This window comes from Kitasatospora sp. A2-31, assembly GCF_022288725.1.
Taxonomy (GTDB): domain Bacteria; phylum Actinomycetota; class Actinomycetes; order Streptomycetales; family Streptomycetaceae; genus Kitasatospora.
Genome location: NZ_JAKNTA010000001.1, coordinates 213,528 through 236,964 on the forward strand (window position 1 = coordinate 213,528; position 23,437 = coordinate 236,964).

Below are 23,437 nucleotides of genomic sequence, written 5' to 3' on the forward strand. Positions count from 1 at the left end.
GGCCCCGGGCACCTCGCCCCTCACGGCCGGCCCGACCCCGAGCCCCTCCCCCGGCCCGGCCCCGACCCTGCCCACCACCCGCTTGGACCGCCCGTACGAGCTCGGCGCCTCGGCCGGGATCGCCCGCCAGATCGCCACCGACCTGGACAACGCCAACGGCAAGGGCGGCAACAACCTCGCCGAGCACGCGAGCGGCGCGGCCGCGAAGATCCGCGGCTTCGCCTTCGGCGGCGCCCTCACCGGCTCCACCGAGCGCTGGCTGCAGCAGTGCAAGTCGCTGCACGACAAGCTCGCCGGCACGGCCGACAAGTTGGACGCCACCCAGCGCAACTACCAGGCCAACGAGCACTCCACGGCCGGCCAGTTCGGCCACTGAGCGCGCGGGCGCCGGGAGCGCCGAACGCAGCAGCACCGAGGACCAGCGAACCGCGAGAGGAATCCAGGGACATGGTGTCCTTCCAGGAACTGCACGAGGCCGACTTCTCCGGCGTCACCGAGACCGCCGAGGCCTGGGCCAACATGGCCAAGGCCCTCGACGGGCTCGACGGCCGGGTGGGCCGGGACCTCACCAACACCCCGCAGCGGGCCGGCTGGCAGGGAGGGGCGGCGGACGACGCGGGCCGGACCCTCCAGACCATCGACACGGACTTCACCCAGGCCGCGGGTGTCGCCCGGGCCCTCGCGGCGATCATCAAGGACGCCGCCGAGGACTTCACCGCCGCCCGCCGGGACCTCGACACGGCGCTCCACGACGCGGCCGAACAGAAGCTCACCGTCGCCGCCGACGGGGCGGTCAGCTGGCCGCCGATGTCCTCCGAAGGTCGCAACGACCCCGACTACCAGGAGGTCCAGCGCAAGTACCAGGAGGACATGAAGGGCAAGGCCGAGGCCATCTCCAACCGGCTGACCAAGGCCGTCGAGAAGGCCGCCGCAGCCGACCAGCGCGCCTCCACCGCCCTGCAGGGCGACGTCGGCACCGGCACCACCTCCTTCAACCCCCACCCGTACGGGGGCGGCGACGTCGCCGACGCCAAGCGCGCCACCGATCTGATGAGCAAGGGCGGCAGCCTCTCCGACGAGGAGCGCAAGCGGCTGCAGGACCTGATGGCCGCCAACTCCGGCTCCAAGGACTTCTCCACCACGCTGCTCAACGGCCTCAAGGCGGGTGACAAGACCGGCCCGGACGCGCTGCTGGTGTACGCGAAGGTCTACGGCGATCTGTCCCACGGGGACCGCAACGCCAAGGACTACCAGGACATCCACGGCAACCTCTCCCAGGTCCTCGCCACCGCCACCAAGGACGGCGGGATGGGCAAGGAGTGGGAGGACAACCTGCTGAAGGCCGCCCGCAAGCCAGGCGGTTCGGCCGCCGGCTTCAACGACAACTACCCGGCGCTGACCGAGCTGATGGGCGCCAAGGGCACCTACGACAAGGGGTTCCTGGAGAAGGTCGGCAACGACCTCGTCGACTACGAGCGCAACAGCAAGCGCAAGGGCGAGGAGCTCTGGGGCCCGCTCTACAGCGGCGTGACGGACAAGCAGGGCGATCCGATGGGCGGCCTGATGCGGGCGATGAGCCGCAACCCGGAGGCCTCCAAGGAGTTCCTCGACCCCGCCGCCAACAAGAACCTCGACTACCTGCTCAAGGAGCGGAAGTGGCCCAACCAGGGCTACGAGGACAAGCAGTTCGACGGCATCGCACGCAACACCTCCCGCGGCGCCTTCGGCGACGCCCTGGAGGCCGCCGCCACCGGCCGCGACCCGCACGGCAACCAGCCGCCCCGCCAGCACGACGCGGCGATGTCCCGGATCATGAACGAGACCGTCGCCACCCTGGGCGGCGACAAGGCCGGCGCCGAGAACAGCCTGCCCGCCGGCCTGCGCCGCCCGCTCGGCAACATGATCGCCGACTACGCCCCGGACGTGCACGAGATCCTCGGGAAGGAGATCCGCGGCGGCTCCGAGCCCGACGGCCTCACCTTCAGCCGCGAGCAGCTGCTGCGCACCATCCGCGGTGCCGCCGAGGACCCGGAGGCCTTCCGGGTCATCCACACCGCGGAGAGCCAGGAGATCGCCCGCCGGATGGACACCTACGGACCGGAGGACTTCAAGCCCGACGCGACCGGCCGGGTGAACCCGAAGTTCGCCGGCTTCACCCAGGAGGCAGGCCAGGCGCTCGGCGCCCTCGACGGCGTGCGCGGAGACGTCCTGATCGACCACCGGGAGGACGAGAAGTTCAAGAACAACTGGCAGTCGAAGATCGACTACCACATCTACGGCACGCCGGTGAACTACTTCCTCCCCGCCCCGTTCGGCGACATCGCCCAGCGCCTGGTCGACGTCGGCACCGCCGACTACGCCAACAAGGCCAACGCCGAGCTCGACACCAAGGCCCAGGGCGACCTCAGCAAGAACTACTCCGCGGGCGAGGAACAGCTCAAGGCCATGATCGAGTACAAGGCCGCCCTGTCGGGCCTCTCCCAGAAGGACATGGACGCGACCGGCGGCGTCCCGCAGCAGCTGATGGAGGAGGTCACGCAGAACTACTCGACCGCGATCGACCGCACCTACAACGGCGCACTCGGCAGGGGATGACGACAGCGTGACTGGAGAACGGAAACACGTGGACGAGCCGCACGGGGAGACCGAGACGGGCGGCGGACCCCTGCGGTGCGCCGACGACGCCCTCACCCGACGCGGGTTCACCACCCGGCGGCTGCGGCTGCGGGCGGCGGCCGTGATCGTAGCGATCGCGGCCGGTGTCTCGGGGGTGCTGCTGTACAAGCTGACCAATGTGCTCGGGCCGGACACGGTCTGCGGCGGCGCCGCGACCGCGGACCGGCTGCACGCGGCACTGGGGCCGGGACGGATCAGCGAGGAGAAGAGCGACGGCTACGCCCCCGGAGCCCACGACCGGACGGCCACCTGCGTGGCGAAGGTCTCGTCCGGGCTGTTCGGGGTGTCGGAGCGGACCGCGTCGTTCGCGCTCCAGGTCAACCCGGACGAGATCGCACCGCCGACGGCACCGGATGCCCGGCTGTTCGCCGGGGGTTCGGCCGGGGCCGTGCTGCCGTCCCGGGCCTGGGCCCTGCTCCCGGAGGGCTGCCCCCGGGGAATGCGCGCCGAGGTCGGTCTCGGCGGGGACACCGCGGACGGCGACCGCGGCCAGGAGCTGGCCGAGCTGGTGGTGGCCTACGCCGACACCGCCGCCAGGGCCAAGGGGTGCGGCACCGGGAAGCTGCCGGCGCCGACCGGACTCTCCGCGGCGGCCGCGCCGCAGCCGGTCGACTTCGGCAAGGTCTGCGGCCTGCCGGGGCTGGCCCCGACCCGCGGCCCCGGCGCCGACGGCGGCGGCTACCGGCAGCAGGCCACCACCGCGTTCGCGCCGGTGTGGTCCTGCGAGATCGGCTACGCGACCGCCGGCAGCCCGCTCGTCTCCTTGGCGATCGCCACCGACCCGCGGGCCACCGGCCTCGACCCGAAGGACGCGCGCACCGCGGCCTACGGGCGCGCGCAGTGGATCGGGGCGTCCGGCCACAACGTGGTCGCCGACTGCCAGGGCAGGCCGACGTACTTCCACCTGGACTGGCGGGGCGGTGCAGGCGTGGGCGACCGCGGGGTCTTCACGGACGGCGACGAGCTCTGGCGCCAGTTCCTCACCGCCGGGGGCAAGGCCGTCGGCTGCGAGCCGATCGTCCCGTAGCCGGGCGGCGGGCCGGTCGTCCGGGGGCGGACGCGCGTCGGGTGGCGGGCACGTGTCGGGTGGGTGGGCGCGCGTCGGGTGGCCGGGCCGGTCGTCGGGCAGGCGGCGGCGCCGGCCGGGGTCCGGGTCCGGGGAGGAGACCCGGGCCGGCGGATCCCCCGGCAGGGGGACGCGGATCGGGAGCCAGGGGGAGGCCGCGGCGGGCCCCTGCACGCAAGGGTGGGCCCATGACCACGGACAGTCCCCTCCCCCGGGTGCGTGCGGTGGCGGCCGGCACGGCCGTCGCCGCGACGGTGCCGTATCTGACGCTCAAGCTGCTCTGGCTGACCGGCCATCCGGTGGGGGCCGGTGGCACCACCGCGATGGACGACCTCTGGCTGGTCAACCTGCTGACCTTCGGCATGGACGCCGTCGCGGTGCTGCTCGCCCTCGCCTTCGTCCGGCCCTGGGGCCGGCGGGTCCCGGCCGGACTGCTGGCCTTCCCGATGTGGGTCGCGACCGGACTGCTCGGGACCATCCTGGTGGCGCTGCCCCTGATCCTGCTGAGCACGATGCTGCTCGGCCCCGACGCGTCCGCCGCCGACGACGGCCCGGGCGGCCTCAGCGACTGGGTCTTCACGGTGGTGTACGGCGGGTTCGCCGTCCAGGGCGTCGCGCTGATCCTCGGCTTCCTGCTCTACGCCCGGGAACGCTGGGGCGGCCTGTTGCGCGAGCGGATCGGCGACCTGCCCGATTCGCCCACGCTCACCGTGCAGCGGACCTTCGCCTGTGGGGCCGGCCTGCTCGCCCTCGGGGTGGCCGCGGCCCGGCTCTACTGGTCCGCCGGCGGGACGGCCGGGCTGCCCGCGGCCTGGGTCCAGGAGCGCAGCCGCAGCGTGGCGGTGATGGACCTGGTGACCGCCCTCATGGCGGTGGCCGCCACCGCGGCGCTGCTGGTGCTGGTGTTCCGGATCCGGCCGGAGCGGCGACTGCGAGTGCCGCTGGCCGTGGTGTGGACGGCGGCCGGGTCGCTGTTCGGCTGGGGCGCCTGGCAGTTGGTGGCCTTCGGGACCGTCACCCACGTGTCCGATCCGCGGAAGGCGGTGCCCGGGCTGCTCCCCCTCGTGGAGGCGGCGCAGGTGATCGCCGGGCTGCTGGTGCTGGCGGCGGGCGCGATCGCCCTGGCCGAGCGGGCCGCCGCGCGGGCGGCGGTGGCGCCGGCCGGGGCGGGCGCGGCGGTGGCGCCGGCCGGGCCTGCGGCGCTCCCCGCGGCCGTAGCTGACGTAGAGTCGGCCAGGTGAGCACCGGGGCGGGCGCAGCGGGAACAGGCACGGCAGCGGGCACGGAAGCAGCGGGGACGGGCACGGCAGCGGGCACGGGAGCAGCGGGAACAGGCACGGCAGCGGGCACGGAAGCAGCGGGGACGGGAGCAGCGGCGGCGACGGGCACCGGCCCCGGCACGGCACTCGGCCCAGGCCCCGAGCCGGGCCCGCCGCGGCACGGCCTCCGCCGCTGGCTGCGGCGGGCGGGGGGCGCCCTGCTCGGTCGGCGGGCCCGGCTGCGCTGGGTGCACCTGGTGCTCGGCGGGGCACTGCTGATGCCGTACTGGATGCTCTCCGTCGTCCTGCTCGGGGCGCTCGATCCGGAGAACGGCCCGCTGCACCAGGTCCTCCTCCAGCTCGCCTCGCTCGCCCTCTCCCTGCCGATGGCCGCCGTCACCGCGCTGGTGCCCACCGTCCGGGCGCTGGAGGGCGCGGCCGCCCTGGCGCTCGGCGCCCCGGAGCGGGCCGAGGAGGTCTCCACCGGGCCGGCCCGGTCCTGGGCGGCCCGGCGCCGCACCTCCACCTGGTACGTGCTGCACCTGCTGTTCGGCGGAGTGGTCAGCGGGATGACGCTGGCCGGGGTGCCGTTCGCCGTCGTGCTCATCTACTCACCGCTGGGCGGACCGCCGATCGACGACGCGCTGCGGTACTGGCAGGACCGCGGCGTCCCGGCCTTTCTGCCCGGCCCCGCGCTCGGTCTGGCCCTGTTGCTGCTGATCACCGCCGTCAGCGCGGGGCTCGGGGCGCTGCTGGCCCGCTGGGCGCCGGTGCTGCTCGGTCCGACCCCGGAGGAGCGGCTGGCGGCGGCCGAGCGGCGGGCCGCGGTGCTCGCCCAGCGCAACCGGCTGGCGCGCGAGCTCCACGACTCGGTCGGCCACGCACTCAGCGCCGTCGGCATCCAGGCCTCGGCGGCCGCGCGGGTGCTGCGCACCGACCCGGACTTCGCGGAGGAGGCGCTGCGGGCGATCGGCGAGACCGCGCGGGCCGCCGTCGCCGAGCTCGACGCCGTACTCGGCCTGCTGCGCGAGGAGGACCGGACCGACGCCGGGACCGCCGGCCCCACTCTGGCCGGGCTCGACGACCTGCTGCGCCAGCTGGCCGGCACCGGTCTGCGGGTCGATGCCGACCTCGCGCCCGGCCTGGACCGGCTGCCCACCGCGTTCTCCCGCGAGGCGTACCGGATCGTGCAGGAGGGCCTGACCAACGTGCTGCGGCACGCCGGGCCGACGGCGCCCGCCGGGCTCCGGGTGGGGCTGGCCGCGGGGCGGCTGGAGATCGAGCTGACCAACCCGCTCGGCACCGCCCGGCCCAGCCGGCCCGGCGGCGGGCGCGGGCTGCGCGGGATCGGCGAGCGCGCGGCCGTGCTGCGCGGCGAGTGCACGGCCGGGCCCACCGAGGACGGGGCGGACTGGCGGCTGTCCGTCCGGCTGCCGGTGGGAGGAGCGGGTTGAGCGGGCATTCGGCGGCGGGGCGCGGACCGGTGCCGGCAGCGCAGGCGGAAGCAGGACGGGTGAGAGCAGTGGAGACGAGAGCGGTGGAGGCGGGAGCGGTGGACGCGGGAGCGGTGCAGGCAGGAGTGACGGCCACGGGCGGGGCCGCGGTGGGCGGCCCGGGGTCGGCGGCCGGGTCCGTGCGGGTGGTGATCGCGGACGACGAGCGGCTCGTACGGATGGGCCTGCGGGTGGTGATCGACGCCGAGCCCGATCTGACCGTGGTCGGCGAGGCCGCGGACGGCGCCGAGGTCGTGCCGCTGGTGCGCTCGCTGCGGCCGGACGTGGTGCTGATGGACGTGAGGATGCCCGGCATCGACGGCATCCGCGCCACCGAGCAACTGGTCGGTGGGATGGACTCGCCGCCGAAGATCCTGGTGGTGACCACCTTCGAGCACGACGACCACGTGTACGACGCGCTGCGCGCGGGTGCCGCGGGGTTCCTGCTCAAGCGGTCCAGCGTGGAGGAGATGGTCCAGGCCGTGCGGCTCGTCGCGCGCGGGGACTCGCTGCTCTTCCCGGCCGCGGTGCGCGAGCTCGCGCTGCGGCAGGTCCCGGCCGGGCGGCGCGCCGCCGCCCCGCAGAAGGGCCCGATCGGCCGGCTCACCGAGCGGGAGGCCCAGGTGCTGCGGCTGATGGCCGCCGGGCTGAACAACGGCGAGATCGCCGGGCGGCTGGTGGTCAGCCAGGAGACGGTGAAGACCCACGTCGCCAGCGTGCTGGCCAAGCTCGGCGCCCGGGACCGTACCCAGGCGGTGATCGCCGCGTACGAGTCGGGCTTCGTGCTGCCGGGGTAGCGGGGGGCGGGGTAGCGGGGGCGGGGTGCCGGGGGCGGGGTAGCGGGGGGTGAGGTTCCGCCGGCCGGGCCCGGGGCGCAGGGGACGGCCCCGGGCCCGACCGGGTGTGCCGGAACGTTTCTTCCTTCTCGGACATACCAGCGAGTAGAGTGCGGCCTTCCCCCGTCTACCGCCCGATACCTCCCGTATCGGCCCGAACCGAACTGGTGGCCGCATGTCAGTCCGGACCAGCCCCGCGCTCTGGTGGCGCACGGGCATCGTGCTCTCGGCGGGCCTCGGCCTGACCCTCGGGACGTCGAGCCTGGTCTACTTCACCGTCCAGAGCAACGTGATCGTGCTCGGCTACTTCATCGGTGCGGTGTACTGGATGATCGAGCGCGGCACGGTCGACGCGCCCGCGCCCCGGCTGCGCGGGGCCGCCACGCTGTACATCCTGATAACCGGCCTGGTCTCGCACATCCTGCTGGAGCACGGCGCCAACCCGCTGCCGGGGCTGTTCGACGGGCCGGACAGGCTGCAGCACTGGTCGTCGTTCTTCCTGCACTACGTCACACCGGTGCTGGTGATCACCGACTGGCTGGTGCTGAAGCCGCGCAACGCCTCGGCCTGGCGGGACATCCCGCTCTGGCTGGCCTTCCCGCTCGGGTACGCGGCGATCGTCCTGACCCGCAACGCGCTGTTCTCGAACTACCCGCTGCCCTACCCGTACTTCTTCTTCGACCCGACCACCCGGGGCTACGGCTACGTCTGGGGCCAGATCGCGCTGTTGACCGTGGAGTTCATCGTGCTCGCCGCCGCCGTGGTGGGCCTGGACCGGCTGGGCACCCTGGTGGCCGGCCGGCTCCGCCCGGCCGCCGCGAAGCCCGGCACCGAGCCCGCGGCCTGACCCTCCGTCGCTCCGGCGTCGTCCGACCCTCCGTGGGCCGGTGTCGTCCGACCGTCCGTCGCGGCGGCCGCCTCAGATCCGCCAGCAACGGATCCGGTCGGCCGCCGCGTACACGTCCGCCCGCCCCTCGGCGATGTCCCGGGCCAGCTCCACCAGGGCGCCGTACGGCGGGTCGATGCCCTCCTTCGCGGCGTGCATGTACGCCGCAGTGGTCATGCAGGCGTAGAGGTTGTTGCGCACCGGCAGCGGCCGCAGCAGCACGATCGTGTGCATCAGCGTGGCCGCGCACCACGCCGGATCGGCGTCGTGGCCGAGCTGCGCGGTGTTGACCCGGTGCCGCGCCACCGCCGCCTGCAGCGCCGAGTAGTCCCGGACGCTCAGGTCCTCCGGCGAGGCCTGCTCCTGCACGTCGAGCAGCCAGCGCAGGTCGACGTGGAGCAGCGTCACCGCGGTACCCCTCCGCCGCCGTGCATCCCCGCGCCCGCCCGGCTCACGCCGCCGGCGCGTCCTCCGGGAACGCCGCGTCGAACTCCGCCCGGTGCGCCGTCCAGAACGCCACGGCGTGCTCGACGAAGTCCCGTCGCTGCTGCTCCCGCACGCTCAGGTCGTGGACATACGCCTTGACACTCTTACCGTCGGCGGCGGCCGCCGCCCGGATCGCGGCGAGTTCGTGCTCCGTGTACTCGATGTTGAGTGCAGGCATGGCGCCGATGGTACTGGAGCGGTACCGCCCGGGGAACCGGAACGGCGCCAACCGACCAGCGCGCCGGGCGGGTTGCGCGCCCCCGGCCGGATCGGCGATCCCTCCGGGGGCGCAGGCGCGCGCCTGCGCCCCCGGGGCCGAGGCCCGGACCGGGCCCGGGGACGGGGACGGGGCGGGGGCGGGGGCTGGCCCAGGGACTCGGCGCGCCCGCGGCCCGTCCCCCCTCGGCGGCGTCTCCCGCCGGTGACGCTCCGGCGACCGTCGTCCTACATCGGATCCACCGCCCGCAGTTCGCCGTCCAGCTCCAGCCAGCGGGTGATCCCCAGGCCGCGCAGGAACGGCAGGTCGTGGCTGGCGACGATCAGCGCGCCCCGGTAGGCGGCGAGCGCCTGGGTCAGCTGGCGGACGCTGGCCAGGTCGAGGTTGTTGGTCGGCTCGTCGAGCAGCAGCAGTTGCGGCGGCGGGTCGGCCAGCAGCAGGGCGGCCAGGGTGGCACGGAACCGCTCGCCGCCGGAGAGCGTGGCGGCGGGCTGGTCCGCCCGGCCGCCGCGGAACAGGAAGCGGGCCAGCCGGGCCCGGATCGCGTTGTCCCCCGCGTTCGGCGCGAACAGCTTGACGTTCCCCGCCACGGTGAGCCGGTCGTCCAGCAGGTCGAGCCGCTGCGGCAGGTGGCGCAGCGGCACCGGGGTGGTCACCTCGCCCTCCAGCGGGGCGAGTTCGCCGGCGATGGTGCGCAGCAGGGTGGTCTTGCCGGCCCCGTTGCGGCCGACCAGGGCGATCCGCTCGGGGCCGCGCAGGTCGAGGTCGGCGGTGGTGCCGTAGGGCAGCCGGACCTTCTGCAGGGTGAGCACCGTGCGGCCGGCCGGCACCTCCGTACGGGGCAGGTCGATCCGGATCTCGGCGTCGTCGCGGACGGCCTCCTCGGCCTCCGTGAGCCGCTGCCTCGCCTCCTCCAGCCGCTCGGTGTGCATGCCCTGGAGCCGGCCGGCCGTCTCCTGCCCCTGGCGTTTGAGCTTGCCGGCGAAGATGTGCGGGTCGTTGCGGGTGACCGAGCGCTTCTTGCCGTAGCTGGCGCTGCGCTCCAGCCGGATCCGGGCCTCGGCCAAGTCCCGCTTCTGGCGCTGGACGTCGGCCTCGGCGTTGCGCAGCAGCCGTTCGGCCGTCTCCTGCTGGGCGGCCAGGGTGCGCTCGTACTCGGCGAAGTTGCCTCCGTACCAGGTGACCTGGCCGTCCCTCAGGTCGGCGATCTGGTCGACGTGCTGGAGCAGCTCGCGGTCGTGGCTGACGATCAGCATCACGCCGTGCCAGCCCGCCACCGTCTCGTAGAGCCGCTCGCGGGCGGCCCGGTCGAGGTTGTTGGTGGGCTCGTCGAGCAGCAGCACGTCGGGCCGGCGCATCAGCAGGGCGGCCAGGCGCAGCAGGACGGCTTCGCCGCCGGAGAGCTCGGCGGTGGTCCGGTCGAGGCCGAGCCGCTGGAGCCCGAGCCGGTCGAGGGTGGCGCGGGCGCGCTCCTCGACGTCCCAGTCGTCGCCGACCGCGTCGAAGTGCTCCTGGCCGGTATCGCCGGAGTCGATGGCGTGCAGGGCCTCGCGGGCGGCCCGGATGCCGAGCGCCTCGTCGACCCGCAGCCCGGTGTCGAGGGTGAGGCCCTGCGGCAGGTAGCCGAGCTCGCCGCCGACCTTGACGGTGCCGGCGGTGGGGGTGAGCTCGCCCGCGATCAGGCGCAGCAGGGTGGACTTGCCGGCGCCGTTGAGCCCGATCAGGCCGGTGCGGCCGGGGCCGACGGCGAGGTGGAAGCCGTCCAGGACGGTCCTGCCGTCGGGCCAGTCGAAGGCGAGGTCGGTGCAGAGGACGGAGGTGCTGGGTTGTGCCATGAGTGGCCTCCCGGGTGGTTGCCTGCGGTCTGGGGAGCAACACGGGAGACACCGCGGGAGTGCGGGGAGCCTGGGGGGACGGCCGGGCCGTCACGGGGACGGGTGCCGGGCCGGCTCACCACTGAGGTCGCGCACTCGCACACTCGCACACCGCGCGCAGCGGGGCGCTGCACCAAGGCAACGGGCTGCACCAGGGCAACGGGCTGCATCGGGACAGCAGGGCTGCACGGGCAGCGCTGTCGCAGCACCGCTGCTTCGGCAGGCCTGCGTCAGCAGGGCTGCATCGCGGCGGGGGCGGTGTCTCGGGACCTCAGTAGAGCAACGGCCTTCTCCTGTTCCGGCGGGTGGCAGGGATCACGCTACGAAGGCCGGCCGGCGTCCGCAACGGGTTATTTCCGGCGCGCTTCGCGTGCCGATCACGTGCCGATCCGGTGACGGCCGCGTTCCAGTCCGGTCCGGGTGTAAGGACGCCTTTATCCGCATGGCAGACTCCTCCTGCCGTACCTGCGGGCCCGGGCGGTTCCGGTCCGTACGGCGTTCATCCACAGGGGGAATTGAACTCATGTCACCGATATCCCGGACGACGCGTGCCGCGCTGGGCGCCTCGGTCGTCGCACTGACGATGGTGGTCGCGACGGCGTGCGGGCCGGACAACGACCCGGCCGGGGCCCAGACCGCGGCTCCCACCGCCGCCGTCACCAGCACCGACAAGCCGGGCGCCGCCCCGATCAAGCTGCCCAGCCTCGACGAGCTGAAGAAGTGGAAGTTCGAGGACTGGGAGAAGTTCGCCCAGCAGAACGTGATCACCCCGGCCGTGAAGGGCTACTGGGACCTCCAGAAGATCCTGAAGGCCAAGCCGTCCAAGCCCGGCCCCGGCAACCAGCCCTCGGCGCAGCCCACCGCCCAGCCGACCGGTTCGGCGCCGGCCCAGCCGCCGGCGGACAACGGCAACGACCCGTTGCCGAAGCTGGTCGAGATGAAGCCGCTGCCCCACCCGTTCGCCAAGAACCTCCACGTGAACGGCAAGCTGTTCTTCCAGGACGGCAACCAGGAGTACGTCTGCTCCGGCACCGTGGTCTCCGACCCGGCCAACCCCGGCAAGAGCAACCTGGTCTGGACCGCCAGCCACTGCCTGCACGGCGGCAAGGGCGGCAAGTCCCACACCAACATCGTCTTCGCCCCGGCGTTCAACAGCAGCGGTGTGCTGAGCGGCGGCAAGCAGGCCTCCCTCGCGCAGGCCGAGCCGTACGGCGAGTGGGGCGCGGTCGCCGGCATCATCTCCCCCACCTGGGCGGGCGAGGCCGACGCGGAGTACGGCGGCGCCTGGAGCCAGTACGACTTCGGCATCATCAAGGTGGCCAACCCGGACGGCAGCAACAAGTCGCTGGAGGAGGTCGTCGGCGGCTCGGTGCCGGTCTGGTTCAACGCCCCCCGCGACCAGATCACCGCCGTGAGCAGCTACGGCTACCCGGCCGGCAAGCCCTTCGACGGCATGGAGCTGGACCGCTGCGAGGCCGGCAAGCCGGTCCGCCACACCATCGACCCGAGCCGTCCGGCGATGCTCACCATCGGCTGCAACGGCACCGGCGGCGACAGCGGCGGCGGCTGGTTCGCGGTGAAGGACGGCAAGCAGGTGCTGGTCTCGGACACCTCCATCGGGGGCAACGACAACACCTGGGAGGCCGGCCCGTACCTGGACGACGTCGCCCAGCACGCGCTGGAGTACATCTCCAAGAAGGCCAAGTGATCCCGGGCACGTCCTGAGGACGCGGGGGCCGCAGCCGACCGGCTGCGGCCCCCGCGCCGTTCCCCGCGCCGTCCCCGCGCTCCCGGCGACGCGCCCGCCTCTCCTAGAATCGGGGGCATCATGAGCGCCACACTCGTAGTCAAGGACCTCAGCGCCGGCCACGGCGACCGCACCCTCTTCTCCGGTCTGGACCTGGTCGTCGCCCCCGGCGACGTGATCGGGCTGGTCGGGGTGAACGGCGCCGGCAAGTCGACCCTGCTGCGGCTGCTGGCCGGGCTGGACACCCCCGAGGGCGGCTCGCTGCGGCTCAGCCCGGCGAGCGCCAACATCGGTCACCTGCCGCAGGAGCCGGAGCGCCGCGAGGGCGAGTCGGTCCGGCAGTTCCTGGCCCGCCGGACCGGCGTGGCCGCCGCGCAGGCGGCGCTGGACGAGGCCACCGAGGGCCTGGTCGAGGGCCGGCCCGGCGCCGACGACGCCTACGCGGCGAGCCTGGACCGCTGGCTGGACCTGGGCGGCGCCGACCTGGAAGAGCGCGCCGAGGAGGTCGCCGACTCGCTCGGGCTGAAGGTCTCGCTGGACCTGCCGATGACCGCCCTCTCCGGTGGCCAGGCCGCCCGGGCCGGCCTGGCCTCGCTGCTGCTCTCCCGCTACGACGTCTTCCTGCTCGACGAGCCGACCAACGACCTCGACCTGGACGGCCTGGAGCGGCTGGAGGCCTTCGTCAAGGGCCTGCGCGCCGGCACCGTGCTGATCAGCCACGACCGCGAGTTCCTGGCCCGCACCGTCACCCGGGTGCTGGAACTGGACCTCGCCCAGCAGCAGGTCAACCTGTACGGCGGCGGCTACGAGGCGTACCTGGAGGAGCGCGCGGTGGCCCGCCGGCACGCCCGCGAGGAGTACGAGGAGTACGCCGACACCAGGGCCTCGCTGGAGGCCCGGGCCCGGATGCAGCGCGGCTGGATGGAGCACGGCGTGCGCAACGCCCGCCGCAAGTCCAGTGACAACGACAAGATCGGGCGCGCGATGCGCGCCGAGTCCACCGAGAAGCAGGCCTCCAAGGCCCGGCAGACCCAGCGGATGATCGAGCGGCTGGAGGTGGTCGAGGAGCCCCGCAAGGAGTGGGAGCTGCGGATGGAGATCGCCACCGCGCCGCGCTCCGGCGCCGTCGTCGCGACCCTGCGCGGGGCCACCGCCCGGCGCGGGGACTTCGCCTTCGGCCCGGTGGATCTGCAGATCGACTGGGCCGACCGGGTCGCCATCACCGGCGGCAACGGCGCGGGCAAGTCCACCCTGCTGGCCGCGCTGCTCGGGCGTCTCGAACTCGACGCCGGCAGCGCCGTGCTGGGCTCCGGCGTGGTGGTCGGCGAGGTCGACCAGGCGCGGGGTCTCTTCCTGGGCGGCGAGCCGCTGGTGGAGGCCTTCGCCGCCGCGGTGCCGGAGCTCGCGCCGGAGGAGGTCCGCACCCTGCTGGCCAAGTTCGGGCTGAAGGCGGCGCACGTGCTGCGCCCGGCCGACACCCTCTCGCCCGGCGAGCGCACCCGGGCCGCGCTGGCGCTGCTCCAGGCCCGCGGGGTCAACCTGCTGGTGCTGGACGAGCCCACCAACCACCTGGACCTGCCCGCCATCGAGCAGTTGGAGTCCGCGCTCTCCTCCTACACCGGCACGCTGCTGCTGGTCACGCACGACCGGCGGATGCTGGACACGGTGGCGGTCAACCGGCGGCTCGAAGTCCGGGACGGGCGCGTCCACGAGAGCTGAACCGCCGCGGCGGGCGCTGCCCGGCCGCCCGGGGACCCTGACGGGCGGTCCGGAATTGGTCTCGACCTCTTCCCGGACCGCCCGTCATGTGCTGTGCTGTCGGCCATGGTTGACAGCACAGCAGCGGCCGGCACCTCGTACCCGAGCGTCCCGCACCGCCCGATGACGGTGCCCGCCCATGAGGCGGAGGCCCGCAGCAGGTCCTTCCACGACGTGATGGCGCAGCGCCGGACCGTTCGCGACTACTCGACGGCGCCGATCCCGGACGGCGTGCTGGAGTGGGCGGTCCGCACCGCCGGCACCGCACCCAGCGGCGCGCACGTCCAGCCCTGGCGGTTCGTGGTGATCACCGATCCGGCGCGCAAGCGGCGGCTGCGCGAGGCCGCCGAGGCGGAGGAGCGCGAGTTCTACGCGCACCGGGCGTCCGAGGAGTGGCTGGCGGCGCTGGCGCCGATCGGCACCGACTGGCAGAAGCCCTTCCTGGAGGACGCGCCCGCGGTGATCGTCGTCTTCGAGGTGCACAAGGGCCCGAACTCGCCACGCCCGTACTACACCAAGGAGTCGGTCGGCATCGCGGTCGGCCTGCTGCTCGCGTCGCTGCACCAGGCCGGACTGGCGACGCTCACCCACACGCCGAGCCCGATGAAGTTCCTCAACGAGGTCTGCGACCGGCCGGCGGAGGAGCGGGCCGCCTACGTCATCCCGGTCGGTTACCCGGCGGACGGCGCGCGCGTCCCCGATCTACGGCGCAAGGAGCTCGGCGACGTCCTGGTTCGCCTCTGACGCGCCCCGGGGCGGCGCCCGCGCTCCGGCGGTTCGCCGGTGGTCGCTTGACCGGACCACGACGATAATCGCCGCCATGAGCCGACCCACGCCACGGTCCTGTGAGAACGTCCCCGGCCACGCCGCCCGGACCGGCGCCGGCGGTCCCCCGGCGTGGACGCGCAGACCGGGCGAGGCCTCCCCCGGCCGTCCGCCGGAGCTGCTGCAGCTGGCCGGGGGCATCTCCCTGCACCGGCGTTCGGTCACGCACGCGGCCGCGCTCAACGCCGCCGTCCGGGCCAACCTGGAGCACCTGCGCCCCTGGCTGGAGTGGGCCGCCGCGGCGCCCAGCCCGGCCCAGACCGAGGAGCTGGCGCGGGCCGGCTCGGCAGCCTGGGACGCCGGCACCGACTTCATCTACCTGGTCGGCCTGGACTCCCGGCCCGGCAGCGTCATCGGCTCGTTCGGCCTGCACGGCCGGATCGGCCCGGGCGCGCTGGAGATCGGCTACTGGGTGAGCGCCGAGCACGTCGGCCGGGGCATCGCGACCACCGCCGCCGAGGCGCTGACCGCGGCCGCCCTCGCCCTGCCCGGCATCGAACGGGTGGAGATCCACTGCGACCAGGCCAACGGCGCCAGCGCCGCGGTGCCGCGCAAGCTCGGCTTCCGGCTCGACCGCACCACCGACGCGGCCGTGCGGGCGCCGGGCGAGACCGGACGCCAGCAGATCTGGGTCAAGGAGCGCTGAGGGGCGACGCGGGCCGGCGCCGGCAGGTTGCCGGTGCCGGCTCCCCTCCCCCGCCCACTCCGCCCCGCCCCGCCCGTCCCCGACGGCCGCGGCTCAGTAGCGGTCGCCGGTCGGCGCCGGCAGCGCGTCCAACTCGGCCAGGTCGGCCGCCGAGAGCACCACGTCCACCGCGGCCGCGTTGTCGGCGAGGTAGCGCGGCGTCCTGGTGCCCGGGATCGGCACGACGTGCCGGCCCTGCGCCAGCACCCAGGCCAGCGCCACCTGGGCGGGCGTCGCCCCGACCCGGGCGGCGACCTCCTGCACCTTGGCCACCAGCGCCAGGTTGGCCTTGAGCGCGTCCTGCTGGAAGCGCGGCAGCGACCGCCGGAAGTCGTCCTCGGGCAGCTCGTCGAACGAGGAGATGCCACCGGTCAGGAAGCCCCGGCCGAGCGGCGAGAACGGCAGGAAGGCGATCCCCTGCGCCTCGGTGTACGGCAGCACCTCGGCCAGCGAGTCCCGGGTCCAGAGCGACAGTTCGTTCTGGACCGAGGCCACCGGGTGCACCGCCTGCGCCCGCTCGATCTGCTCGACCGTCACCTCGGAGAGCCCGATCCGGCGCGCCTTGCCGGCCCGGACGGCCTCGGCGAGCGCGCCCCAGGTCTCCTCGATCGGCACCTCCGGGTCCACCCGGTGCAGCTGGTAGAGGTCCACGTGGTCGGTGCCGAGGCGGCGCAGGCTCTCGTCGATCGCACGCCGGACGTGCTCCGGCCGGCCGTCGTTGTCCGCCCGCCTGCCCCCGGTGCCGGGCACCAGGCCGACCTTGGTGGCCAGGAACGCCCGCCCCCGGTACGCGCCGGCCAGCGCGGCGCCGACGACCTCCTCGTTGTCGTACGGGCCGTAGATGTCGGCGGTGTCGATCAGGGTGACGCCGAGGTCCAGCGCCTGCCGGATCACCCGCACCGAGGCCTCGTCGTCACGGTTGCGGAGGTCGTAGGCCCAGGTCATCCCCATGCAGCCGAGACCGATGGCGCCGATCTCGGGCCCCTGGCTGCCGAATGTGGTGGTGCGCATGACGGTTCTCCGTTCGGGTGGCGGAACGCGCGGAAGGCGCGGCGAAGGTGCGGAAGGCGCGGGAAGGTACGGCCAGTGCGCCGGGTCCGCGCTGTCGAGCAACGGGATCCACCCTCCGCCTTCGAGTGCACTCGAGGTCAAGTCCGCTCCGCCGGAGCCCCTTCGAGCCACTCCCGCCAGCCGCCGTCCAGTACCAGCCCGGCCAGCCGCCGGTACCCGCCCGTGCCCGGGTGCGCGCCGTCGTCCGCGGTGGCCTCGGCCACCCACTCGGCGTCCTCGGCCAGCGTCCGGGTCACGTCGACGAACGGCACGCCGCGGGCGGCGCAGAGCTCGGCCTGCCCCCTGGCCAGCTCCAGCAGCCGTTCGAGGTGCTCCACGTCCCGGCCGACCACCGGCGGCGGCCCGACCAGCAGCACCCCGACGCCGCGTTCGCGGGCGCCGTCCAGCACGGCGGCGACGTTCGCCAGGCTCTGCTCGGCCGCCACCCGCGGCCGGCCGTCCTCGAGCGTGGCGTCGTTGCTGCCGACCGAGAGCACCAGCCGGTTGTCGGCCCCGGGCAGAAACCGGGAGCCGGCCTCGGTCCAGATCCGGGCCAGCACGTCGGCCGAGGTGTTGCGCCGGATCCCGAGGTTGAAGCCGGTGAGGTCGGACGGGGCCGCCGCCGGTACGCAGGTGGCCTGGAGCACCCGCCCGACCCACCCCCGGAACTCCGGGTCGCCCACGCCCTGCGTGAAGGAGTCCCCGGCGAAGCAGATACGCAGATCGCTGATCATCACGCCACCGTAGCGGCGGGGTCCCCGGCCCCGCCGAGGCGTCCACGGACGCGGCCACCCGGCCGCTGCGCGGGCAGGGAGGCGGAGCTCGTCGTTCACCCTGCCGCCTCCGGGCGCCGGGGGCCGGCGACCGTCCGCCCCGCTCCGCGCCCTGCCCGCTCCGCCCGGGGGGCCACCCCGCCGATAATGTGATCTCACTGCTACGGCGCGGCCGGTACAGTCCTGCCCACTGCCCGGGTGCGCGCGGCGACGGCGTCCACCCGGCAGGCCACGGTCCCGCGGCGGAGCGACCGCGCGCCGCCTCGGCCCGGACAGGGCCACAGGCGCTCGGCCGGCGGCGCGCGTCCGGTCGGGGCCACCGCAGCAGCGCACGAGGGGGCGGACATGACGGTCGGGACGGACCCGAGCACGGACTCGGACATGACGCACGAGGTCACCGCCGAGGAGCTGGCCGCGTTCGGCCGCACCCTCGGCCGCCTGCGCGCCATGCCCACCGACAGCCCGGTCCGGCAGCACGCCGAACGGCAGCTGAACTCCTACGTCCGCGAGAGCCGCAAGCGCCGGCGCCAGAGCGCCGTCGACGACGCCCGGCAGGCCGACGCCGCGCTGCTCGCCGCCACCGCCACCGGTGCCCACGACCGGCGCGAGGACGCCCCGCTCCGCGAGCGCGGCCGCGCGCCCCTCGGCGAGCTCCGACTGGGCCGCCGCTGCTACGTCTGCAAGCAGCCGTACCACCGGGTGGACGCGTTCTACCACATGCTCTGTCCCGCCTGCGCGGCCGACAACACCGCCCGGCGTGCCCTGGCCACCGACCTCCGCGGCCGCCGCGCGCTGCTCACCGGCGGCCGGGTGAAGATCGGCTACCAGCTCGCCCTGATGATGCTGCGCGACGGCGCCGAGCTGCTCGTCACCAGCCGGTTCCCGCACGACACCGTCCGCCGGTTCCGCGCCGCGCCGGGCTCCGCGGACTGGTGGGACCGGCTCACCGTGGTCGGCATCGACCTGCGCGATCCGCGCCAGGTGCTCGGCCTCACCGAGCGGCTCCGCTCCGACGGAGGGACGCTGGACATCCTGGTCAACAACGCGGCGCAGACCCTGCGCCGCCCGCCCGGGGCCTACGCCCGGCTGGCCGCGGGCGAGCAGGCCGCGCTGCCCGCCCGCGAGGCCGCCGCCGTGGTGCACGCACCCGGGTTCCGGCCGATGCCCGCGCTCGCCCCGGCCTGGCCCGTCACCGAACTCGCGGCGCCACCGGCGCCGTTGACGGCCGGGACCGGGCCCGTCGACGAGGCCGGACTGCTGCCCGACCTCGCGCCCGAGAACTCCTGGTCCGCCCGGCTGGGGGAGCTCGACCCGAGCGAGGTGCTGGAGACCCAGCTGGTCAACGCCGTCGCGCCCGCGCTGCTCTGCGACCGGCTGCTCCCGTTGCTGCTCGCCTCGCCGCACCCGCGCCGGTACGTCGTCAACGTCACCGCGGTGGAGGGCCGGTTCGCCGTCCGCAACAAGACCGGCGGCCACCCGCACACCAACATGGCCAAGGCCGCGCTCAACATGCTCACCCGCACCAGCGCCGCGGAGCTCGCAGCCCGGGGCGTGCACATGTGCGCGGTCGACACCGGCTGGATCACCGACGAGAACCCGGCTCCCAAGAAGGCACGCCTGGCGGACGCCGGTTTCCGCACCCCGCTGGACGTCGTCGACGGCGCGGCCCGCGTCTACGACCCGATCGTCCGCGGCGAGGCCGGCGCGCCGGTCTCCGGAGTATTCCTCAAGGACTACCGGGAGGCCGCCTGGTGACGGCCGCCTTCCCGGGCCGGGGCCCCGAGGCCCCGACCGCCTAGCATCGCCGCATGGGTGTGGACATCACGGTCCTGGTCGTGGACTGGGCGCGCTTGGCGGAGGTGCCCGCGGAGGACCGGCTGCGGGTGGTGCAGGAGGCGGCGTACGGGGACGACGACGCCGACGGAAACGGCGACGTCGTCGAAGGGTGGGTGTGGCCGGTCGCGGCGGAGCGGTCCTGGCTGGGGCGGTACGAGTTCCGGGGCACGCTCGGTTCGTACAAGCCGCACTTCTGGGCGGCGGAGGGCTGGGAGAAGGCCCGCGGCGCCGTCGGGGGCGAGGTGCGGGCGGCGCTGGACGAGTTCCTGGAGGGGCTGATCTGGTGGGGGCCGCGGGCCGACGCCGACGCCGAGCAGGTCGACCCCGGGGTGTTCCCCTCGGCGGAGGGACTGTGGAGGTCCGGCCCGCTGATCGTGCGCGGCCCGGAGACGGTGGCGCGGTTGTGGCGGAGGTGGTGCGAGGCCGCCCCGGGGCTGGAGGGCCTGCGGGTGCCGTACGGGGAGCTCGCGGCGCGGCAGCCGGGGCAGTGGATCGCCGGGTTCGAGGAGTTCGCCGAGCTGGTGCGCGGCTGGGCCGAGGTGGTCGGCGAGGCGGAGCGCAGGGAGTGGGGAGTGATCGGCCTGCCGATCTAGGCCTCCCTTCCGGATCCCGCCCGGCCCGCGCCGCCCGGCGGGATCCGGAAGGACGACCTAGGAACACCAGAACAGGAACTGCGTGCAGGTGGGCGTGGGCTTGGGGGGCGGGGTGGTCGAGGGCGGCGGGGTGGTGACCGGGGCCGTGCTCGGCGCCGGCCGGGAGGGCGACGCCGAGCCCTGGGCGCCCGGCTCCGGTGCCTGGGTGGTCTCCGGCCCGGCCGATGCGCCACCCTTGGCCGAGGCGGAGGCGGACGCCGCGGCCGAGACCGAGGCCGAGGCCGATCGGGACGCGGTGGTCGGGCGGGGACTGGGGCGCTGGGTGGCCGGCGCCGCCGTGGTCGCGCTCGGACTCGGCACGCCGGTGGGCGTGGTCGGTCCCGGGGCCGGGCCGCTCGGCGGCTCCGCCGAGGCCGGGCGGCCGGCACCCGGATCGGACGGCGCCGTCTCCGAGCCGTTGGCGGCCAGGGCCGCCGCTCCGAGCCCGATCACGGCCAGGCCGACCACGGAGACCACCAGCCGCCCCGGACGCCGCCCGGCCCGTCGCCCGCCGCGCCGGGCCGCGGGACGCCCGCCGGGGTGCTCGGCCGCCGGGGACACCGGCCGAGGCTCGGCGGGCGCCGGACGCGAGCCCGCCGCACCGCCCTCCGGCGCCGGGGGCACCGCCTGCTCCGGGGCGGCCGCGGGAGTCCCGCAGCCGGGGCAGGCCAGCGCGCCGTTGAGGTGGCGGCCGCAGGGTGCGCAGTAGTCCATGTGATCTTCCCGTGCTGCCGGAGTGCCGGGCCCTCGCCGGCCCCGCCGGTCGTCGTCCTTCGCCGCCGGCGCCGCGCACGCCGTCGTGCGCATGCGGAGCCTAGGCAGCACGCCTGTGGGGATTCCACACCGCCCGGTGAGGCTTCTGGAGAGATGCCGTGTCCCCCGCGGGACGCCCGCGGTGGGTGTGTCGTGGCACAGATCGTTCATCCGCAGTCCGGGCGGCCTGACCCGGAGCGGAGCCGTACGTCACCTGATGCCACTTCAGGGCGTTGTTCGACATGTCCGGGATGTCGGCGCCTTCCCGCCAGCCTGGCAGGTGTCTCCTCAAGGCCTCGCCAGCCTGGCCGGGAGGGCGCCGCCGCGCTCCTGATCCCGATCCGCATCCGGAAACGGCCGGAGGGGGGAACGTGAATCGCCGCCGTCGGCTCGGCTACGGGCACATCGCCGGCGCCCGCTTCACAGCCGATTCCGCGGGAATCCCTGCACGGAGTCCATCCGGCGGGCGGGGCCGCTAGGCCAGGTCGAGGAAGAACTTCTCGTCGGCCCCGCCGTTGGCGTTGATCTGGCAGTTCACCGTTCCGCCGGGGCCGGTGGCAGCGGTCACGCCGCTACCGGTGACCATACGCAGATAGATGTTCGGGAACGCCGTCGCCGACCCGAAGGAGAACGAACCGTCGGGCTGGGGGAGGAGGCTGAACATCTCGTAGGGGTGCGCCCCGAACTGGCAGTTGACCGTCCCGCCACCCGCCATGGTGCCGGGGACGCCGGCGCCGTCCATCCGCAGGAACACGTTGGGGAAGGCGACCGACTCGAAGGCGTACGACCCGTCACTCTGCGGGCGCACCCTCAACGACGTCCACGACCCGGCGCCGTACTGACAGTTGACCCGACCCCCGCCACTACCGGTGAAGGCGGTCACACCGGTTCCGTCCAGGCGAAGGTGCACATTCGGGTAGTGCGTCGAGTGGATCGTGACGGGGGTGTTTCCGAGCTTTGCGAGGTCGGCTGCTGACAGGGGCATGGTGGCCTCTCTTCTTCGGACCGGGCGTACCGCGGACGAGTGGATCCCCGCGCCGTTGGGGGCGGCCCTTTGCGGCGTGGAATTTCGAACCCTGGGGGGCGATGTCGAACCGGAAATCGCGATGCCGGATTACGCGGAGACATGTGAACCGCGCCAGGTTCCCCGCCGACTCCACGAGTCGCTCTTCGCGGAAACCCCGAACACGGCAAGGCAAAGCGGCGCCGTTCCTGCCGCTCTCGATTGCCGCCCCCTCTTGCCCCGCCTTCCCCCTCAGGCCCGACCGACTGTAATCCCACGGATACACGCTGTCCAGGTTCACTACCGGCTGTTTTGCGGGGTGGGGGTCGGCGGTGTGGATGAGACCTTTGAGGCGCCCGGAATCCATGGGTCGTGCGGGGCGGTGAATCTTTCCGTGCCCGCTGGGAATTGATCGAGCCGCTTCTCGCTGCCCGGCGTTTCCGGCCCCGGGGCAGGGCCCTGGAATTCGGCCGGCCGCCCGTGCACGACCTGCGGGACATCAGGGGCGACCGCCCTCATCCGCACTCTGTCGCAACCCCTGTCGTACCCCTGGGCAAACCGGCACGGCCTGCCGACAATGAGCATGCCACTCGCCCTCCCGTCCGCCCACGCCCAACGGGGGTACCACGCCGTGCCTTTGACCGCGCCTGCCGCGACGATGAGCCGCCGCACCTTCACCCGCGCCGCCCTGCTGGGCGCCTTCGCCGCCGCGGGTCTGACCGCCCGCCCCGCCGCGGCCGCCGCCGTCCCGGCGGCGAGCGACTGGCTGGCCGCGGTCGACCCGCAGGCCTCCCTGGCCCGGCTCACCCTCCCGGGCACCCACGACACCTGCTCGCTCTACGGCGGCCCCCTGACCCAGACCCAGAGCCTCTCCTTGCCCGACCAGTTGGCTGCGGGAGTGCGCTTCCTCGACATCCGCTGCCGGGCGATCGACGGGGTGCTGGCGATCCACCACGGACCGGTCTTCCAGAAGATCTTCTTCGGCGACGTGCTCAACCACTGCCTGGCCTTCCTCGCCGGCCACCCCGGCGAGGCCCTCGTGATGCGGGTCAGGCAGGAGTACTCCACCGTCTCCGACGCGGAGTTCGGCGCGCTCTTCGCCGGCTACCAGCAGCGCTGGCCGGGCCTGTTCTGGACCGGCGGCGAGATCCCCCGCCTCGGCGAGGTCCGTGGCCGGGTGGTCCTGATCGCCGACAACTCTGGCCTGCCCGGCCTGAGATGGGGCGGCTCCCACACCGACATCGAGGACGACTACGACATCGGCACCATCTTCGAGCTCAACTCCCGCAAGTGGCCCGAGGTCTCCGCGCACCTGGACGCCGCCCGCGCCGCCACGGATCCGCAGCGGCTCTTCCTCACCTTCACCTCCAGCTCGGGCTGGGGGCTCTGGCCGCGCCAGGCCGCCGACGCGATCACGCCCCGGCTGCGCGGCTACCTCGACCGCCTGGACCGGTCCGCCCGGCCGGTTCTGGGCACCGTCCCGATGGACTTCGTCACCGCGGACCTGGTGCGTTCGCTCTACGCGCTCAACTTCGGCGGCTGACCGGGCGGGCGGGGCCGAGGGGCGGACGGATCGCGACCG

20 protein-coding genes and 1 pseudogene are annotated in these 23,437 nt (G+C 74.4%); 15 read left to right on the forward strand and 6 right to left on the reverse strand.

Annotated features, from left to right (window positions below):
- From MCM47_RS00990 to MCM47_RS01020, 7 genes and pseudogenes are all read left to right on the forward strand, one after another.
- Positions 1-376: pseudogene (locus tag MCM47_RS00990) on the forward strand (hypothetical protein); the annotation flags it as partial.
- A 71-nt stretch (positions 377-447) separates the two neighbouring features.
- Positions 448-2,595, forward strand: a complete 2,148-nt coding sequence (locus MCM47_RS00995; RefSeq protein ID WP_238740010.1) for a DUF6571 family protein — start codon at positions 448-450, stop codon at positions 2,593-2,595.
- A gap of 28 nt (positions 2,596-2,623) precedes the next feature.
- The gene (locus MCM47_RS01000) at positions 2,624-3,703 is read left to right on the forward strand and encodes a hypothetical protein (RefSeq protein WP_238740011.1); all 1,080 of its coding nucleotides are present in this window, start codon (positions 2,624-2,626) and stop codon (positions 3,701-3,703) included.
- Between the two features lie 227 nt (positions 3,704-3,930).
- The gene (locus MCM47_RS01005) at positions 3,931-4,983 is read left to right on the forward strand and encodes a hypothetical protein (RefSeq protein ID WP_238740012.1); all 1,053 of its coding nucleotides are present in this window, start codon (positions 3,931-3,933) and stop codon (positions 4,981-4,983) included.
- A 266-nt stretch (positions 4,984-5,249) separates the two neighbouring features.
- A complete protein-coding gene (locus MCM47_RS01010; protein WP_238740013.1) occupies positions 5,250-6,455 on the forward strand; it encodes a sensor histidine kinase in 1,206 nt (401 codons plus the stop codon).
- Between the two features lie 149 nt (positions 6,456-6,604).
- Positions 6,605-7,291 carry a response regulator transcription factor gene (locus MCM47_RS01015; protein ID WP_308222280.1) on the forward strand — a complete coding sequence of 229 codons (687 nt, stop codon included), beginning with the start codon at positions 6,605-6,607 and terminating at the stop codon, positions 7,289-7,291.
- Between the two features lie 214 nt (positions 7,292-7,505).
- A complete protein-coding gene (locus tag MCM47_RS01020) occupies positions 7,506-8,177 on the forward strand; it encodes a Pr6Pr family membrane protein (RefSeq protein ID WP_238740014.1) in 672 nt (223 codons plus the stop codon).
- A gap of 72 nt (positions 8,178-8,249) precedes the next feature.
- On the opposite strand, the gene MCM47_RS01025 is transcribed toward MCM47_RS01020, so the two are convergent.
- From MCM47_RS01025 to MCM47_RS01035, 3 genes are all read right to left on the reverse strand, one after another.
- On the reverse strand, positions 8,250-8,624 hold the full coding sequence (locus MCM47_RS01025; protein WP_238740015.1) for a toxin Doc: 375 nt from the start codon (positions 8,622-8,624) through the stop codon (positions 8,250-8,252).
- A gap of 43 nt (positions 8,625-8,667) precedes the next feature.
- Entirely contained in the window at positions 8,668-8,880 is a 213-nt protein-coding gene (locus MCM47_RS01030) for a hypothetical protein (RefSeq protein WP_238741434.1), read from the reverse strand.
- A gap of 266 nt (positions 8,881-9,146) precedes the next feature.
- Positions 9,147-10,754 carry an ABC-F family ATP-binding cassette domain-containing protein gene (locus MCM47_RS01035; protein ID WP_238740016.1) on the reverse strand — a complete coding sequence of 536 codons (1,608 nt, stop codon included), beginning with the start codon at positions 10,752-10,754 and terminating at the stop codon, positions 9,147-9,149.
- 562 nt (positions 10,755-11,316) lie between these two features.
- Here MCM47_RS01035 and MCM47_RS01040 point away from each other — a divergent pair.
- From MCM47_RS01040 to MCM47_RS01055, 4 genes are all read left to right on the forward strand, one after another.
- Complete coding sequence (locus MCM47_RS01040) at positions 11,317-12,501, forward strand: hypothetical protein (RefSeq protein WP_238740017.1); 1,185 nt, start codon at positions 11,317-11,319, stop codon at positions 12,499-12,501.
- Between the two features lie 120 nt (positions 12,502-12,621).
- Complete coding sequence (locus MCM47_RS01045; RefSeq protein ID WP_238740018.1) at positions 12,622-14,259, forward strand: ABC-F family ATP-binding cassette domain-containing protein; 1,638 nt, start codon at positions 12,622-12,624, stop codon at positions 14,257-14,259.
- Between the two features lie 105 nt (positions 14,260-14,364).
- Positions 14,365-15,042, forward strand: coding sequence for a nitroreductase family protein (locus tag MCM47_RS01050; RefSeq protein WP_238740019.1), 678 nt, complete (start codon positions 14,365-14,367; stop codon positions 15,040-15,042).
- A gap of 76 nt (positions 15,043-15,118) precedes the next feature.
- Positions 15,119-15,769: a GNAT family N-acetyltransferase gene (locus MCM47_RS01055; protein ID WP_238740020.1), complete on the forward strand. Its 651-nt coding sequence runs from the start codon at positions 15,119-15,121 to the stop codon at positions 15,767-15,769.
- A gap of 93 nt (positions 15,770-15,862) precedes the next feature.
- On the opposite strand, the gene MCM47_RS01060 is transcribed toward MCM47_RS01055, so the two are convergent.
- Together MCM47_RS01060 and MCM47_RS01065 are read right to left on the reverse strand one after the other, a co-directional pair.
- The gene (locus tag MCM47_RS01060; protein WP_238740021.1) at positions 15,863-16,819 is read right to left on the reverse strand and encodes an aldo/keto reductase; all 957 of its coding nucleotides are present in this window, start codon (positions 16,817-16,819) and stop codon (positions 15,863-15,865) included.
- Positions 16,820-16,956: 137 nt separating this feature from the next.
- Positions 16,957-17,592: a GDSL-type esterase/lipase family protein gene (locus MCM47_RS01065; RefSeq protein ID WP_238740022.1), complete on the reverse strand. Its 636-nt coding sequence runs from the start codon at positions 17,590-17,592 to the stop codon at positions 16,957-16,959.
- Between the two features lie 384 nt (positions 17,593-17,976).
- Here MCM47_RS01065 and MCM47_RS01070 point away from each other — a divergent pair, with 384 nt between their 5' ends.
- The 3 genes from MCM47_RS01070 (at position 17,977) to MCM47_RS01080 (ending at position 20,808) form a co-directional block, all read left to right on the forward strand.
- The gene (locus tag MCM47_RS01070; protein WP_238740023.1) at positions 17,977-19,386 is read left to right on the forward strand and encodes an SDR family NAD(P)-dependent oxidoreductase; all 1,410 of its coding nucleotides are present in this window, start codon (positions 17,977-17,979) and stop codon (positions 19,384-19,386) included.
- 53 nt (positions 19,387-19,439) lie between these two features.
- Positions 19,440-20,060: a hypothetical protein gene (locus tag MCM47_RS01075; RefSeq protein ID WP_238740024.1), complete on the forward strand. Its 621-nt coding sequence runs from the start codon at positions 19,440-19,442 to the stop codon at positions 20,058-20,060.
- A gap of 88 nt (positions 20,061-20,148) precedes the next feature.
- Positions 20,149-20,808 (forward strand): hypothetical protein, encoded by a 660-nt coding sequence (locus MCM47_RS01080; protein ID WP_238740025.1) that lies wholly within the window; start codon positions 20,149-20,151, stop codon positions 20,806-20,808.
- 519 nt (positions 20,809-21,327) lie between these two features.
- Here the strand turns inward: MCM47_RS01080 and MCM47_RS01085 are convergent.
- Positions 21,328-21,837 (reverse strand): hypothetical protein, encoded by a 510-nt coding sequence (locus MCM47_RS01085; RefSeq protein ID WP_238740026.1) that lies wholly within the window; start codon positions 21,835-21,837, stop codon positions 21,328-21,330.
- A gap of 655 nt (positions 21,838-22,492) precedes the next feature.
- On the opposite strand from MCM47_RS01085, the gene MCM47_RS01090 reads away from it, so the two are divergent.
- Positions 22,493-23,398 carry a phosphatidylinositol-specific phospholipase C gene (locus MCM47_RS01090; protein WP_238740027.1) on the forward strand — a complete coding sequence of 302 codons (906 nt, stop codon included), beginning with the start codon at positions 22,493-22,495 and terminating at the stop codon, positions 23,396-23,398.
- Positions 23,399-23,437: the final 39 nt, after the last annotated feature.